General features: G+C 27.6%; 16 protein-coding genes, 1 pseudogene and 1 riboswitch. Of the genes and pseudogenes, 7 read left to right on the top strand and 10 right to left on the bottom strand.

Annotated elements, in window-relative coordinates:
- Positions 1-94: 94 nt before the first annotated feature.
- Positions 95-253, top strand: a riboswitch (cobalamin riboswitch).
- An 828-nt stretch (positions 254-1081) separates the two neighbouring features.
- The 5 genes and pseudogenes from AACK93_RS04585 to AACK93_RS08125 form a co-directional block, all read left to right on the top strand.
- Entirely contained in the window at positions 1082-1234 is a 153-nt protein-coding gene (locus AACK93_RS04585; protein WP_339023911.1) for a hypothetical protein, read from the top strand.
- Complete coding sequence (locus AACK93_RS04580) at positions 1227-1412, top strand: hypothetical protein (RefSeq protein ID WP_339023910.1); 186 nt, start codon at positions 1227-1229, stop codon at positions 1410-1412. The genes AACK93_RS04585 and AACK93_RS04580 overlap by 8 nt, the downstream gene beginning before the upstream one ends.
- A 24-nt stretch (positions 1413-1436) precedes the next feature.
- Positions 1437-1847, top strand: a complete 411-nt coding sequence (locus tag AACK93_RS04575; protein WP_339023909.1) for a hypothetical protein — start codon at positions 1437-1439, stop codon at positions 1845-1847.
- A gap of 196 nt (positions 1848-2043) precedes the next feature.
- Positions 2044-2232: a hypothetical protein gene (locus tag AACK93_RS04570; protein ID WP_339023908.1), complete on the top strand. Its 189-nt coding sequence runs from the start codon at positions 2044-2046 to the stop codon at positions 2230-2232.
- Positions 2216-2311 (top strand): annotated as a pseudogene (locus AACK93_RS08125) (IS3 family transposase); the annotation flags it as partial. The gene AACK93_RS04570 and the pseudogene AACK93_RS08125, both read left to right, overlap by 17 nt.
- Positions 2312-2435: 124 nt before the next feature.
- On the opposite strand, the gene AACK93_RS04565 reads toward AACK93_RS08125, so the two are convergent.
- From AACK93_RS04565 to lepA, 3 genes are all read right to left on the bottom strand, one after another.
- Positions 2436-2606, bottom strand: a complete 171-nt coding sequence (locus AACK93_RS04565; protein ID WP_339023907.1) for a hypothetical protein — start codon at positions 2604-2606, stop codon at positions 2436-2438.
- Positions 2607-4161: 1555 nt separating this feature from the next.
- Complete coding sequence (gene argS / locus AACK93_RS04560; protein WP_339023906.1) at positions 4162-5829, bottom strand: arginine--tRNA ligase; 1668 nt, start codon at positions 5827-5829, stop codon at positions 4162-4164.
- A gap of 264 nt (positions 5830-6093) precedes the next feature.
- The gene (lepA, locus tag AACK93_RS04555; RefSeq protein WP_422398187.1) at positions 6094-7905 is read right to left on the bottom strand and encodes a translation elongation factor 4; all 1812 of its coding nucleotides are present in this window, start codon (positions 7903-7905) and stop codon (positions 6094-6096) included.
- 700 nt (positions 7906-8605) lie between these two features.
- Here lepA and AACK93_RS04550 point away from each other — a divergent pair.
- On the top strand, positions 8606-9022 hold the full coding sequence (locus tag AACK93_RS04550) for a hypothetical protein (RefSeq protein WP_339023904.1): 417 nt from the start codon (positions 8606-8608) through the stop codon (positions 9020-9022).
- Between the two features lie 60 nt (positions 9023-9082).
- Here AACK93_RS04550 and AACK93_RS04545 read toward each other — a convergent pair whose 3' ends face one another.
- From AACK93_RS04545 to AACK93_RS04540, 3 genes are read right to left on the bottom strand one after another with little or no spacing between them, the layout of a single operon-like run.
- Positions 9083-9580: a DDE-type integrase/transposase/recombinase gene (locus AACK93_RS04545; RefSeq protein ID WP_339023903.1), complete on the bottom strand. Its 498-nt coding sequence runs from the start codon at positions 9578-9580 to the stop codon at positions 9083-9085.
- A gap of 1 nt (position 9581) precedes the next feature.
- On the bottom strand, positions 9582-9704 hold the full coding sequence (locus AACK93_RS08120) for a hypothetical protein (protein ID WP_422398186.1): 123 nt from the start codon (positions 9702-9704) through the stop codon (positions 9582-9584).
- A gap of 51 nt (positions 9705-9755) precedes the next feature.
- On the bottom strand, positions 9756-14372 hold the full coding sequence (locus AACK93_RS04540; RefSeq protein ID WP_339023902.1) for a hypothetical protein: 4617 nt from the start codon (positions 14370-14372) through the stop codon (positions 9756-9758).
- A 193-nt stretch (positions 14373-14565) separates the two neighbouring features.
- On the opposite strand from AACK93_RS04540, the gene AACK93_RS04535 reads away from it, so the two are divergent.
- Positions 14566-14715 (top strand): hypothetical protein, encoded by a 150-nt coding sequence (locus AACK93_RS04535; protein WP_339023901.1) that lies wholly within the window; start codon positions 14566-14568, stop codon positions 14713-14715.
- 215 nt (positions 14716-14930) lie between these two features.
- Here the strand turns inward: AACK93_RS04535 and AACK93_RS04530 are convergent, their stop codons facing one another.
- From AACK93_RS04530 to AACK93_RS04515, 4 genes are read right to left on the bottom strand one after another with little or no spacing between them, the layout of a single operon-like run.
- Entirely contained in the window at positions 14931-15458 is a 528-nt protein-coding gene (locus AACK93_RS04530; protein ID WP_339023900.1) for an L-threonylcarbamoyladenylate synthase, read from the bottom strand.
- A gap of 12 nt (positions 15459-15470) precedes the next feature.
- Positions 15471-15815, bottom strand: a complete 345-nt coding sequence (locus tag AACK93_RS04525; protein ID WP_339023899.1) for a hypothetical protein — start codon at positions 15813-15815, stop codon at positions 15471-15473.
- Positions 15816-15867: 52 nt separating this feature from the next.
- Positions 15868-16038, bottom strand: coding sequence for a hypothetical protein (locus AACK93_RS04520; protein ID WP_339023898.1), 171 nt, complete (start codon positions 16036-16038; stop codon positions 15868-15870).
- Between the two features lie 19 nt (positions 16039-16057).
- Positions 16058-16540, bottom strand: coding sequence for a hypothetical protein (locus AACK93_RS04515; RefSeq protein WP_339023897.1), 483 nt, complete (start codon positions 16538-16540; stop codon positions 16058-16060).
- Positions 16541-16917: the final 377 nt, after the last annotated feature.

Raw genomic sequence — 16917 nt, 5'->3', positions numbered from 1 at the left:
TCTTATTATTTTTAAAATATTTTTTAAAAATAAATGTGGGTTAGTTATTTTTATTGTAAGATTACTTTATAAATAAATAAAAATATTTTTTATAAGGTTAATTGCATTTAATGTAATTATTAAAAGGGGGTTTAGTGTGATTCTAAAACTATCCCAGCAACTGTGTAATATTGACATTAATTATATAAATCATTGAAAAGTTATTTTTGAGAAGGCATAATTGGTGGTTGAAATTAAGTCAGGAGACCGACCTCTACCTTAGAAAAAATTATTTAATTCTCCCGGGGATGGGTTATTAAAAAATGATTTTAATTTGAGGACTACTTTTAAAATTTATTTTTTAATCTTAAACCATCACTAGATGATGGTTTTTGTTTACAGTAAGGAGACAATGATGAAATTAAATATTTTTAAATCAACAGTAGTTATCATTGAAGAAGATAGTTATTGTGTTAAAAAACTGGTTTTAGGACGCATAAAGTTTTGTTAGGTAGGTAAAGTATTTTAATAAGTATTAGGGCAGTCAGCAATGATTGTCTTTTCATTTTATAAGATGTTAAAAATTTGTTCTTTAAAAATTAAATACAAGTTAGTTAATAATGTTGGTATGTATTAAAGCATGATAAATTGTGGGGGTCTCCATAACCAAAAGAAGTTTACCAGTTAATAGACAACATCCTATTAGCTATAGCAATTTGTTTCATTTTGCAATAAAAAAATGAATGGGTGGATTTCCTGAAAATATACATGCTATTAAATTAGTTCCAAGGGCAAGGGGGGGGTGCGGACATTAAAGTGTAGAAATTTCTATATAGGGAGATACTAAGTTTAAAATTATTAAAATCTTTATCTAATTAAAAAACAAAATTTACTTACAAAGCTTGTTAAACACTTAAATCTGCGATATATAAGTGTTTAAAAAACTAAGTTAACTAACTTAGTTAATATAAACTTAGTTTATTCATAAGAAAGGTAATTTATTATGAAAAACATTGAAAACATTTTCTTAAATACTAAAAAATATTTCTTAAAAGAAATTCAAAATTAATTAGAAAAAAATATAACCGTGTTAAGGTTAATCGTGGTTTTAACAAATTTAAGAAAAACTTTGAATATAAATGATGAATGTTTTAAAGAGAAAGGGAGTGATTATATGATTGGAACTTTTTTAACAGAAGCCACCCCGCCAGCAGTAACAAAAATAACAGCTAGTGGCGCGATGACCGATGACTAAATTATGAAATGCGATTATTAAAACAGCGTTTACTAAAATGCGAGAAATTATTGCTGTTAATATGACACAAGTCGGTGACTTCTTTGCTGATTACTGAATATTCATTTTTCCATTTATTTTGGCAATATTCTTTATTTGCTTTAAAATGTTTGAAAAATTACTTGGAGCAGTCCGCTAACAAAAAAATAAAGTGAGGTGCAAGATGAAATTTTGCAAATGAATAATAAAAAAAAATAACCATTTTATTGAATTAAATCGCACCTCATTTTTAATTTTATGACATTGCGGAGCAATTTGATACATTTACAACGGTTATTTTAAAAACATTGTAAGTTATTTATTTTTAGCAAATTGTATTTTAATTTTCCTTTTTAAAATCATTAATTTAACACAAATTAACAAAGTGATTAATTTCTTAAAAAATAACTCACCATTAAATATTGTTATTGGTTCGTTAAGAACTGGAAAAACCGCTTTTCTAGTATACGCATCAAAAATTACTAAAAAAGAAGAAATATCATATCGCATCAACCTTCCCATTACTAGAAACCCAAAAATTAAGTTTAGGGCATATGGAATTATTAGACTTTGATTACCCGGTATTGCCAGATAAGACCTTACTTCTATGAGATGAAACCAATTTATTTTTAGAAGGAACTGATTAAGAAAAAAATAATACCAAAAACGAAGAAACTGGTATCCAAGAATATTTCGCTCTAGCACAGCACGCCATTTCGGTCATATTGTGTTAGCTAGCGGTCAAAGGAGACAAACATATATGAGTTAAAATTCGTGATATTGCCAATAATGTGATTGTCGGCATTCGTAAAAAACCCGTTAATATTTTTCGCCCCTACTTAAAAATTGTCTATGGTACTTTTACGAGCATTGAAGAATATGAACGCCGGCGAAACACTTTAATTGATGCTAAAAATAGTAAAAAAGCGCGTCGCATTAAATATCGTGATATTCCTGAACTTGATATTTGATTTTGTTAATTGATACAACAATATTCGAATTCACGGCAGCCTAAATTATTTAACACCAGTTGAATTTAGAAAATGGCAGTCTACATAAAAAGTGTCCTCTAAAAAGGGTTGCCATTCCAAAACCCTGATAAACTTTGATAAAGTTTTTTATTATTTTTTAGAAGTAAAATTTGAAGACAGAGTGAATTTAAGTTAATTACTTAGAGACAAAGTTAATTGTGCAGCCCCGCCTTTCTTATTTGATTTAATATATTTTCAATATTGTTAACTTTATCAATTAAAGATTTCATAATTTGTTCTAAATTACTTAAATTATTTTCTGTTGTTGTTTTAATTTCAGTGATTAAATCGTTAATTGTATTTTTGATATTATTTTCAAACATGTATACTTTCCTTTCTAATTTTTGATATTAATAAATTCATCATTTATTTTTCTTAAAAATTAATTTTTTAATAATTTGATGATTATTTTTGCATTGCAAAGTTAAAAATTAAAGTTTAGCATTTATTTTTTGTTTATTAATAAATTCTAACCTTGCTAAACAATGCCGAGCATATTTTTTATAATATCAACCACCTTTTCTGTTTTTGGTTAATTTTGTAAAATAATCATCGATATAACACTGACATTTGTTAATTAGTGTTGATTTATTTTGTACTTTAATTTTTAACTCTTTTTGACAGAGTTCTTTTAAAGACACTCGCAAAACCTCCTTATAAATAATAAGATTTCTAAAATTTTTTTATTGTGGGACACCCACCCTTTTTAACTATTGTAAGTTAAAGATTTATCCTCAAACCACGATAACTCTTTTATATTGCCTAAAAGAATTGAATTGACTTTATTGTGTCGTAGCGGCGGCGGTGCAGCGCGGGACACCCACCTCTATATTGTGTTTATCCTTGCTTGCTTGCTTGCTTGGGCTTTACGACATTCCAAGTAGGAGAGTTTTATTTAGTTGGTTTTGCTGTTATTTTCTTAAACTAAGCAAGGTTAAAGACAATTTTAACCTAATTAAAAAAGACAGAATTTTATTTCTGTCTTTTTCTTAATTTTTGGAAAATTTATACCAAACGTTAACTTTCTTTACGTGGTCAATTTATACTTGAATAACTAAAATGAACAAAAGAAATTTATATACGGGAACATTGTCCCAATATTATGCTAAAAAAATCCCCCAAGCTTAAACAATAGACGTCAATATTTTTCTCATTATTGAATAAACTTGGTACATAACTATAACTAGCTTAATTAAAAATTATATATTCCTGAAATTAAGTTAAATCGTAATCCAAACCTTCTAATCTTATTGCGATAACGATAAACGGTCGCGTTTAGTTTTCTTAGGTATTTTTTAAAAAAGAAAAAATAATCATTTACTATAAATTATTTCAATATGCAAATTAAGTATATATTTCTTATGTATGATTTTTGTTGTAAAAACTTATTTTAATGTTATTTTTATAAGCTTTTTCCTTAGTTTTTATAATCTTTTATTGAGATTATGTTTGTTGATATTAAATATTTTGTTTTATTATTTATTTTCCAAATAAAATGGTAATTAAATTGTCGTTGCTTGTAATTAAAAATTATTTAAACCTTTTCCTGCCTAACAAAACTTTATGCGTCCATATTCAAAATAGTAGATAAAATTAAAGGTTATGTACCAAGTCTAATGTTGTTTACAATGAGATTTAAAATAATTTAATTGTTATGAAGAAAACCTTTCGTGATTTGCTTTTTTTTAATAAATTTCTGACTAAACAAAACATTTCTATTTCTCTCGCTAAATGAAATTTAACAACTTATAATGAAATAAAATAATGATGCGAAAAAAATTTATGCGAAAAAATAATCGTGGGAAAATGAAACCTTATAAGTTAAATATGGCAATAGTAATTAATTTCTTAAAAGCAACACTAACTTGAATAATAAAATTACATTTGATCCTTAAAATCAACAGCAATTAAGTTTAAAGCATTTTTAAAGACATGCTGTGTGCTGATAATTAAATGCAATCTTTGTTTTGATAAGGCAATATTAGTTTCATCCAAAATTTTACATTCTGAATAGTATGAATGAAATTCCCGTGATAATTCTTGAATATAATCACAAATAATATTGGGTTGAAAAGACTTAGCAGCACTTTGTACTGCTTTACTAAAATAATCTAATAATTTAATTAATTCTCGCTCCTTGGGATGTGTTAATAAATGATAACTAGCAATTGTTTTTGTTAAATCAATATTATGAGACACGTTTCGTAAAATACTCGCACAACGCGTTGTAGCATATTGAAAGTAATAAACCGGATTATTATTACTTTGAGATGTTAAAAGACTTAAATACAAATCCATATGACTAGAAGATGATTTTGAACATAACATATAACGAACAACATCAATACCTAATTCCGCAACTAAATCAATTAACCATACGGCCGTCCCTTTTCTTTTTGACATTTTATATTCTTGACCATCTTTAATTAATCGCACCATTTGAATAATAACTATTTTTAAAATATTAGAATCATAACCTAAAATTTGTAAACCTGCCTGCATTCGTGTTAAATAACTATGATGATCTGCTCCTCAAAAATTAACCAAATAATTAGCTTTTGCTCTTTTAATTCGTAAATTATGACAAGCTAAATCCGGTAAAATATAAGCATACGATTTATCTTGTTTAACAAGAACTCGGTCCTTATCATCACCATAATCTGTTGTTTTTAATCACAAAGTACCATCTTTTTCAAAAACTTTATTAGTTGCTTGTAATTCCTTTATTAACTTATCAATTTCTTTTGTTGTATACATTTCTAACTCACTAGACCAATAATCAATATTAATTCGAAATTCCTTTAATTGCGTTTTAATTAATTGTAAAAAGAAAGCAATGGACTCTTGTTTAAATATTGCTAATACCTGTTCATCATTAATAACATCATTAACAATTCGTACAGTAATAAATTTATCTTGATATTTATTCACAAAATTAGCTGCTAATATTTCTTGATAATTACCCTGATACGATTGTTCTGGAAATTCAACATTAACTCCTAATTTTTGTAAATAATACGAAAAAATTGTATTTGCTAACACATTAATCTGATTACCAGCATTATTAAGATAATATTCCGTTTCAACAATATTTCCTGCAAATTTTAAAATTCTTGCAACCGCATCACCAATAGCACCATTACGAGCATGACCAATATGTAAAATTCCTGTTGGATTAGCAGAAACAATTTCTAAATTATACTTAATATTAGTACATTCTCCACTACCAAACTTAGTTTTTAATTTTAAAATTTCGGTAATAACAGCGCTAAGTTGATTTTGATTAACTGTTAAATTAATGAACCCGGGAAAAACAAAATCTATTTTAGTAAAAAAATCATTTGCCTTAATAACAGCAATAATCTTTTTAGCAATGACTTCCGGTTTTTGCTTTAAAATTGGCGCTAACACCATCGCAATATTAGTAGCATAATCACCATATTCAATATTACGAGTTTTCTCAATAACAATATCATCAACAAAAGGAATAATATTATTTACTGCCTCTTTAAATATTTTTTGAATTTGATTTAAAATTAGTGACATTAATATTTCTCCTTTTTCGCTTCATAATTTTATTACTAACAATAAAATAGACTCGGTACATAACTATAACACTACTTTATACTTACTAAACTATAAAATCATTTTTATCTTTGTATTTATCTAACATTTGTACTCCGCCTAAAAAATAATATTATCAAAATAGTAGATAAAATTAAAGATTATGTACCAAGTCTAATAAAAATCCTAATAATTTAAAATAACCAATTAATTAAGCAATTATTTTAACATTTCAATATAATATGTTTATTTATCATCAATAGATAAAACTGCCATAAAAGCTTCTTGTGGTAATTCAACATTACCAAAAGCCTTCATCCGCTTTTTACCCTTCTTTTGTTTTTCTAACAACTTTTTCTTACGATTAATATCGCCACCATAACACTTAGCAGTAACATTTTTTCTTAACGCCTTAATAGTTTCTCGTATAATGATTTTATTACCAATGGAAGCTTGTACGGGAATCTCAAAGTTTTGTTGTGGAATAATATCCTTTAATTTAGCACACAAATTTCTTCCTCGAGCATAAGCAAAATCTTTATGTACAATCATTGATAAAGCATCAACAATTGCACCATTCAATAAAATATCCATCTTTACTAATTTACTTGGTCGATAACCTAATAATTTATAATCTAATGAAGCATACCCCTTAGACACAGATTTTAAACGATCAAAAAAATCAAAAATAATCTCATTTAACGGCATTTCATAAGTCAAAATCCTTCTTGTGTCATCAACATAAACAAGATCTTGATAAATGCCGCGTTTTTGCTGACATAATTCCATCAAACCACCTAAATAAGTTTCAGGAGTCATCATCGTTACTTTAACAAAAGGCTCATTAATAGTACAAATTTTTTGTACTTCCGGTAATTTACTCGGATTATCCACAGTAATAATTTGTTGATCAGTTAAATGAACTTCATAAATAACACTTGGCGCCGTGGCAATTAAATCTAAATTATATTCCCTTTCAAGTCGTTCTTGAATAACATCCATATGTAATAAACCTAAAAACCCACAACGAAACCCAAATCCTAATGCTTGTGAATTTTCTGGTTCATAAATCAAAGCAGCATCTGATAACTGCAATTTTGATAATGCATCTTTTAAATCTTCATAACGCGAACTATCAACCGGATATAATCCACAATAAACCATTGAATTAATTTTTCGATAACCTGGTAATGGCACTAATGTTGGAAAATCAGCATGTGTCATTGTATCTCCTACTTGAACATCTTTAATATTCTTAATAGCCGCCGCCACTCAACCAACCTGACCAGCGAATATTGCATCCTGCTGAACTTCCAACGGTGTCTTAATACCAACACTAATAACTTCATATTCACCCATTGTTGCCATAAAACGAATCTTATCATTAGGTTTAACAGTTCCTTGAAAAACACGAATGAAAATCATTACGCCACGATATTGATCATAATAAGAATCAAAAATCAATGCTTGCAAAGGAGCATCATCTTGTGATTTTATTGGAGCAGGAACATCTCTAACAATAGTTTCCAAGACTTCATCAACATTTAAACCAGTCTTTGCAGAAATTAACGGAATATGAGAATACTCAATTCCTGTCAATGCTCTAATTTGTTGTTTAATTCTTTCGGGTTCCGCATTAGGCAAATCAACCTTATTAATAACAGGAATAATTGTTAAATCATTATCAATCGCCAAATAAACATTAGCTAATGTCTGCGATTGAATCCCTTGCGTAACATCAACGACTAATAATGCCCCCTCACAAGCCGCTAAACTACGAGAAACTTCATAAGTAAAATCTACATGTCCCGGAGTATCAATTAAATTAAAACAATATTGTTGATGATCTTTAGCAACATACTGCAACTGCACAGCATTTAACTTAATAGTAATTCCTCTTTCTCGCTCTAAATCCATTGAATCTAATAATTGTTCTTTTAATTCTCTTTTACTAACCGTACCAGTTAATTCTAAAAGACGATCCGCCAAAGTAGACTTACCATGATCAATATGAGCAATAATACTAAAATTACGAATTAAATTTTTATTTGTTGCCATTATTTTTAATTTCCTTACTCTTTGTTCTAAATTACTATTTTCTAACGCTGTCTCTCGTAAATAATCAAAATCATTATCACTTCAAAGATAATCATAACTGATAATATTAATTCTAATTAAAAACCAAGTAATAAACAAGGAAAAATGTTGGTCGCGTTTAGTTTTCTTAGGTATTGCTTTGAAGAAGTAAAACAATCAGCTAATTATATTATTTAATTACTAAACTAACCCCGCCTCTCTTGTTATTGTCATTTTTATTCGTTATCATTTTATCATATTATTGAATTTTTACACAATAAAAATTAATGGACGCATAAAGTTTTGTTAGGCAGGAAAAGGTTTAAATAATTTTTAATTACAAGCAACGACAATTTAATTACCATTTTATTTGGAAAATAAATAATAAAACAAAATATTTAATATCAACAAACATAATCTCAATAAAAGATTATAAAGACTAAGGAAAACGCTTATAAAAACAACATTAAAATAAGTTTTTACAACAAAAATCATACATAAGAAATATATACTTAATTTGAATATTGAAATAATTTATAGTAAATGATTATTTTTTCTTTTTTAAAAAATACCTAAGAAAACTAAACGCGACCGGTTTTGCCATTTTTCTAATGATATTAAGGATTTTCGTGTAATATATACATATATATTGAAAAAATAAAGTAATAAAGGAATTAAAATAATGAAAATTTTAAATATAATAATTTTTTCCAAATTAATAATATTACCAATAATTGGCTGTTCTAAAAAAACAAATGAATCAGTAGAACAAAAAAATAACAAAAATAAAACTTATGATTTTAAAATTATAGAATTAGAAAAAGTGAATTTTTGGATTTTGAATTCAACAAATAGTGTTGCAGAGATTAACATATATAAAAAAGATAATAGCAATATAAATGAAAAATTACCAGAAATAAAAAACTTAAAAGATTTTACTTTCCAATTTACAAAAGAATTGCAAAATAATCAGGATAAACAAGAAAAAATTAGAAACTTAATAATAACACATGGACAAAAAATAAAAGAACTGGAATGGCAACCCTTTTTAGGGCAATTTTTATGTAGACTGCCATTTTCTAAATTCAACGGGTGTTAAATAATTTAAGCTGCCGTGAATTCGAATATTGTTGTATCAATTAACAAAATCAAATAGTTCTTATTTTAATTGTGTTAAATTTTCAAATTTTTTACCCTTAATAAATTCTGTTTTAAAGGTTTTGTAAGTTGTTGTTTCGGCCACAGCATTATCATAAGCATAAGGGCAACCTTTATTGTTTAATGATCTTTTAATATTAAAGGTTATTAAAATTTCATCAATGATTTTATTTTTGAACTCATTACCACGATCGGTATGAAATAAAGTTATTTGCTTTAATAGTCGTGTTATTTTATGAAAAGCTTGTTGAACTAGTTCAGCGGTTTTGTTTGGCCCAGCATTATAGACGATTACTTCGCGATTAAACAAGTCAATTAATAAACAAATATAATGTCATTTTCCTCCAACTTGCACATATGTTAAATCACTAACAACAACTTCATTAAGTTTTTTGTCATTAAATTCACGATTTAAAACATTACTAATTTGGGCATTATTAGTTGTTGTTTTGTGATTACGATATTTTAATTTGGTGTATCTAGAGTATCTAGAAACCAAATTATTTTTGAATCATAATGCATCTGATTTTTCGCCGCGATAAGATGATATCTTTTCTTATTAAAACAGCTTTAATTTTACGGGACCCATAAATTTTGCGACTTTTATTAAATGTATTGACAATTTCTTGTTCATAATTATTAACTGCATTTATTAGTTTGATTATAATTAAGTTTTAGATTTTAGAATAACTAACCCCGCCTTGATAACAAATAGGACAACCATCATTAGTAAATGTATAATTTGGATATTGCGAATGATAATGTTCTGCAACTGCTGATGAATCAATTTGTTGATTAACAATAGATTTATTATATGTTTCTTGCTTCGGTAAGTTAATATTTAATGCTGGTTCTGGTTGTTGTTCATAATAATTAGATTTTGTTTGATATCTTGATCTTGCTTGTACATATACATATTCTTGCGGATAAGAAACTGTTTTTTGCATTCCTGTATTAGCTTGGCGTTGCATTGTTTGGTCAAAAATTCTATAAGAATGGCTTTCTTGATTTTTATTTTTGTCCTGTTTTGGTTTCTTATTTTGTTCTTCAATCGGATTATATTCATACACAGGACTTTTTAACTCATCTGGTTTTCCCGGAAGATTAGCAAATAAAAACTTTTGTGTTTCTTGCTGATTAATCGCAATAGTTTTTCTCGTCATTGGCATTGGTGAATGATAATAAATTTTATTAGGATTAGGATCAATCATTGTATCAACAACATCGTCTTGATTAAATAGATTTCTTGAATCATTTAAAGCTATATCTACATCAAGATTTGGATTTTGATGACTTTCATTAGCAAATAATTGCTTCCCAGAACCATATTCCCCATTACCAGTTTGAACACTATTACTACTCATCAATGGTTGTGGTTGTTTAGCATAATTAAACTGCAAATCACCTCTTGGAGTAACATATGAACACCGAGGTTGCCTAACTTGTAAATCTTCATTATTAATATCCATGTGCTTGCTATCACAAGACCGCAATTGTGAATCAACCTTTTTTTGACTTAATACCACATTATTATTTGAATCTAATATTTGTGACTGAACTTGTGGATATTGCTGTTGTTGATAATATTCATTAGCAAATAATTGCTTCCCAGAACCATATTCCCCATTACCAGTTTGAACACTATTACTACTCATCAATGGTTGTTTAGCATAATTAAACTGCAAATCACCTCTTGGAGTAACATATGAACACCGAGGTTGCCTAACTTGTAAATCTTCATTATTAATATCCATGTGCTTGCTATCACAAGACCGCAATTGTGAATCAACCTTTTTTTGACTTAATACCACATTATTATTTGAATCTAATATTTGTGACTGAACTTGTGGATATTGCTGTTGTTGATAATATTCATTAGCAAATAATTGCTTCCCAGAACCATATTCCCCATTACCAGTTTGAACACTATTACTACTCATCAATGGTTGTGGTTGTTTAGCATAATTAAACTGCAAATCACCTCTTGGAGTAACATATGAACACCGAGGTTGCCTAACTTGTAAATCTTCATTATTAATATCCATGTGCTTGCTATCACAAGACCGCAATTGTGAATCAACCTTTTTTTGACTTAATACCACATTATTATTTGAATCTAATATTTGTGACTGAACTTGTGGATATTGCTGTTGTTGATAATATTCATTAGCAAATAATTGCTTCCCAGAACCATATTCCCCATTACCAGTTTGAACACTATTACTACTCATCAATGGTTGTTTAGCATAATTAAACTGCAAATCACCTCTTGGAGTAACATATGAACACCGAGGTTGCCTAACTTGTAAATCTTCATTATTAATATCCATGTGCTTGCTATCACAAGACCGCAATTGTGAATCAACCTTTTTTTGACTTAATACCACATTATTATTTGAATCTAATATTTGTGACTGAACTTGTGGATATTGCTGTTGTTGATAATATTCATTAGCAAATAATTGCTTCCCAGAACCATATTCCCCATTACCAGTTTGAACACTATTACTACTCATCAATGGTTGTGGTTGTTTAGCATAATTAAACTGCAAATCACCTCTTGGAGTAACATATGAACACCGAGGTTGCCTAACTTGTAAATCTTCATTATTAATATCCATGTGCTTGCTATCACAAGACCGCAATTGTGAATCAACCTTTTTTTGACTTAATACCACATTATTATTTGAATCTAATATTTGTGACTGAACTTGTGGATATTGCTGTTGTTGATAATATTCATTAGCAAATAATTGCTTCCCAGAACCATATTCCCCATTACCAGTTTGAACACTATTACTACTCATCAATGGTTGTTTAGCATAATTAAACTGCAAATCACCTCTTGGAGTAACATATGAACACCGAGGTTGCCTAACTTGTAAATCTTCATTATTAATATCCATGTGCTTGCTATCACAAGACCGCAATTGTGAATCAACCTTTTTTTGACTTAATACCACATTATTATTTGAATCTAATATTTGTGACTGAACTTGTGGATATTGCTGTTGTTGATAATATTCATTAGCAAATAATTGCTTCCCAGAACCATATTCCCCATTACCAGTTTGAACACTATTACTACTCATCAATGGTTGTGGTTGTTTAGCATAATTAAACTGCAAATCACCTCTTGGAGTAACATATGAACACCGAGGTTGCCTAACTTGTAAATCTTCATTATTAATATCCATGTGCTTGCTATCACAAGACCGCAATTGTGAATCAACCTTTTTTTGACTTAATACCACATTATTATTTGAATCTAATATTTGTGACTGAACTTGTGGATATTGCTGTTGTTGATAATATTCATTAGCAAATAATTGCTTCCCAGAACCATATTCCCCATTACCAGTTTGAACACTATTACTACTCATCAATGGTTGTTTAGCATAATTAAACTGCAAATCACCTCTTGGAGTAACATATGAACACCGAGGTTGCCTAACTTGTAAATCTTCATTATTAATATCCATGTGCTTGCTATCACAAGACCGCAATTGTGAATCAACCTTTTTTTGACTTAATACCACATTATTATTTGAATCTAATATTTGTGACTGAACTTGTGGATATTGCTGTTGTTGATAATATTCATTAGCAAATAATTGCTTCCCAGAACCATATTCCCCATTACCAGTTTGAACACTATTACTACTCATCAATGGTTGTGGTTGTTTAGCATAATTAAACTGCAAATCACCTCTTGGAGTAACATATGAACACCGAGGTTGCCTAACTTGTAAATCTTCATTATTAATATCCATGTGCTTGCTATCACAAGACCGCAATTGTGAATCAACCTTTTTTTGACTTAATACCACATTATTATTTGAATCTAATATTTGTGACTGAACTTGTGGATATTGCTGTTGTTGATAATATTCATTAGCAAATAATTGCTTCCCAGAACCATATTCCCCATTACCAGTTTGAACACTATTACTACTCATCAATGGTTGTTTAGCATAATTAAACTGCAAATCACCTCTTGGAGTAACATATGAACACCGAGGTTGCCTAACTTGTAAATCTTCATTATTAATATCCATGTGCTTGCTATCACAAGACCGCAATTGTGAATCAACCTTTTTTTGACTTAATACCACATTATTATTTGAATCTAATATTTGTGACTGAACTTGTGGATATTGCTGTTGTTGATAATATTCATTAGCAAATAATTGCTTCCCAGAACCATATTCCCCATTACCAGTTTGAACACTATTACTACTCATCAATGGTTGTGGTTGTTTAGCATAATTAAACTGCAAATCACCTCTTGGAGTAACATATGAACACCGAGGTTGCCTAACTTGTAAATCTTCATTATTAATATCCATGTGCTTGCTATCACAAGACCGCAATTGTGAATCAACCTTTTTTTGACTTAATACCACATTATTATTTGAATCTAACTGTTGTTTTTCATTGCTAACAACTACTCGCTCCGCAGTAATCTGTGAATTAAACAACATCTCGTCTGTTGCTATTTCTTCATAAATCGGTTCTTTAATTATTTTAGGAATCTCATAACAATCATCTTCATTCTCTTTTAACAACATTGGATTTAAAATATCTGGTAAAGATTCCTCTGATTTTACCAACAATTTATTGTTATCAATATCAGCATTTTCATGCTCTTTATCATTAAAAAACTCTGAATGTAACTGTTCTTTTTCTAAAGACAATGTGTTATTTCTTTTAATATTTACAATTTCTTCATTTGTAATATCTAAAAACTTTTCGTTATTAATTTTTCTAGCAACATCAGTAACGATATTATTAATTTGATATTCTTTACAGTTAATTTTATGGTTAATAGAATTTTTAATTAATGATAAGAAAGAATTTTGTAAAAATAATAATCCCATTGCTAAAACCGCTAAAACAAATGAAAATCATTGTATTCCTGTAAAAATAATCATTAAAATTAAAACAGTAAAAATAGTTCCTGTTAAAGCAAAATTTGTGTAAAATAGTCTAATTACCACTTTATGATTTTTACGATAACAAATTTGTGATACTACTATTGTTAGTAAAACAAAAAATAGCATCATTAAAATTCCAAAAAATACATAAATTATAAGATTACTCATTAAATTATTTTTTAATTTAATTAATGCAAAAGAAAAATTTTCTTTATCAAATCTTAAAAATAATTTTTTTAAAAAAATTTCATTAGTGATAAAATTAAAGATAACCGGCATTGATAATACTAATAAAAATACTCCTAAAAGAGTAGCTAAAAATATCATTACTGCCCCCATAATCATTAATGTCATTGCTTTTCACTCCTTAATTATACATTGCCTAAATTCAAGAAATAAACTATTATTTCCCTTTTATCTTGTTAAATTATACACCATTTTATAAAAAAATTGTTGAATAACTTTTTTAATTTTGTAGAAAACTCTTGATATTTATTGAATATACTTAAAATTAGGTATATTTTTAATATAAAAGAGGAAATAACATATGGAAAAAATAATTGAAGAATTAATAAATATTTTAACAGACGATCAATTTTTAGAATTTTATGAAAAAATAAAACAACAAGCAGAATTAATTAAAAAACAAAAACATTTAAATAAAATTGATCAAAAATTTAGTGACCGAAGGGATTAAATGCTCTAATTGTGAATCTTGTCATTGTGTTAAAAATGGTCATAATCCAGAAGAAATGGAATGGCAGTCTACATAAAAAGTGTCCTAAAAAGGGTTGCTATTCTATCATCAAGAGTTTTCTACAAAATTAAAAAATAACTTCAATAAAATAAAAATTTTTTACCAGTAATTAAATTAATAATAAAAAATATTAACACAATAACATCTAATATAAATTATGAACGAATAATAACAATCTCACTACCTGTGGCATCAATAATTGTTGAAGCTTTTTGGTCAATAATATCCCCATCAACAATAAAATCAACTTCAAGTTTATTCTCATTAACAGTTATAATTGGATTTTCATTATGAATATTAGCGCTAGTGGCAAATAGTGGTCCTGTTTGATAAACAATATCTTGTAACCAGCGATAATTGGTAATTCTAATCGCTATCGTTTCTGTAGCATTCACTTTTTGTTTAACAATAATTGTTATTTTCCCCTGAGGATACGATTCATATAACTGTTCAACTTGCGAAGTGATAACCCCAATATCTTTTGCCATTGCAATATCACTAACAACAACTGCTAATGGTTTATTTTTATCTCTTAATTTTAAATTCGAAATTCTTTTAGCAACAAATTGAGAAGAATAAATTCCCACTAAACCATATACTGTATCGGTAGGAACAATACCAATTTGCTCATTTAATAAATTGTGAATAACAAGATTTTTTTGTTCTAATGATAATATTTGCATAAACTAATAAAACTATCTCAACGACGTTTCTTCCAAATACTTTTTAATATCATTATTCATAATAGTTATTCCTTCATTAAGACTTTTCTTAAAAGCAGAACGATTAGTACTATAAAACTTATTTACATTATCAGCATAAGAATTAAATCATTTATGATCTAAATCAGAAATAAATTTACTATCTAATTTATATAAAATAGCATCTTTTAAATATCCAAAAAGCGGTTCGTGTTCTAGCGCCACACGAGAGATTAAAAGCATTATTTGATCAACATCAAGACCCAAACCATGGTCATGGTCATAACAATTATAAAAAATATTAATTAACTTCGCAACGCGAGCATTACTTTGTGTCATATTAATACGATGCAATTCCTGAACCAAAATAAAATCTTTTTCATATTCATTTTTAATTTACTGCGTAAGTCCCATTGTTGCTGGTGTAATATTTGGTAACAGGTTTACAACTCCCAAAAATACTAAATTCTTCATTTTCTTTTATTAATGGTTTAATATTATTATCCTGTAATAAATTTTCTTTAGCATAAAAATCATTAATATCATCGCTTTTAATATTCATTGTTGCACTTAAATTACAATTATAACTTTTGGATATTTACATAACCAGCATAAGCGTTATTAATGTTAGGTATATATTCCGTTTTTGGTTCTTTATTATTATTATTATATTTTATATTTTTTAAATTAGAATTTAAACTAAACGCTGTTAAATCATCAAAACTATTTTCTAACGGCAAGTTATATTTTAATAATGAATTATAATTCATTGCAAACTCAACAATAGCAATAATTTTAGCAAGAATTATTACTCCTCCGATAATTCAAATTGAACGACTATTTAATCGCGAAATGCTTAAGCCACTGTTACCACCATCCATATACATTGCTAATATTATTTGTGAATAAAAAAATAACATTAAAGATATTACCATTGATAATGATAATAAAAAAAATCAAGCAATAAGATATTTACTTTGCTTAGTTTTATAATTTTTAAAATTTAAAAATAAAGCAACAGCAATAGCTATTAAACTAATAAGTAGCGATAATAATCGTAACAAAAAAATTTTTGTTGAAGATAACACAGTAAAGAATCTTTAAAAACATCACACCAAACAACAACTTCACTACTTAGGTAATTAGCAATAATAAATATACAAGGTTTCATACTAATATTACATTAGCAATTAAATAAAGCCATTTTTCTTTTCTAATCATATTATCTCTACCTCACAATAGAAACTAATTTTACTTTACTAGATACTTTTCTTTTGCTTTCTAATAATTTTTTTATATCTGTAATTATATCACACAACAATTGCATTAAATTGGAATGGCAACCCTTTTTAGGACACTTTTTATGTAGACTGCCGTTTTCTAAATTTAATGGGTGTTAAATAATTTAAGCTATCGTGAATTCGAATATTGTTGTATCAAT

The sequence above is a fragment of the Spiroplasma endosymbiont of Agriotes lineatus genome (assembly GCF_964019485.1).
Classification (GTDB): domain Bacteria; phylum Bacillota_I; class Bacilli_A; order Mycoplasmatales; family Nriv7; genus Nriv7.
The sequence above is the reverse complement of the archived record's forward strand: the minus strand, read 5'-3'. Positions and strand labels throughout refer to the sequence as shown.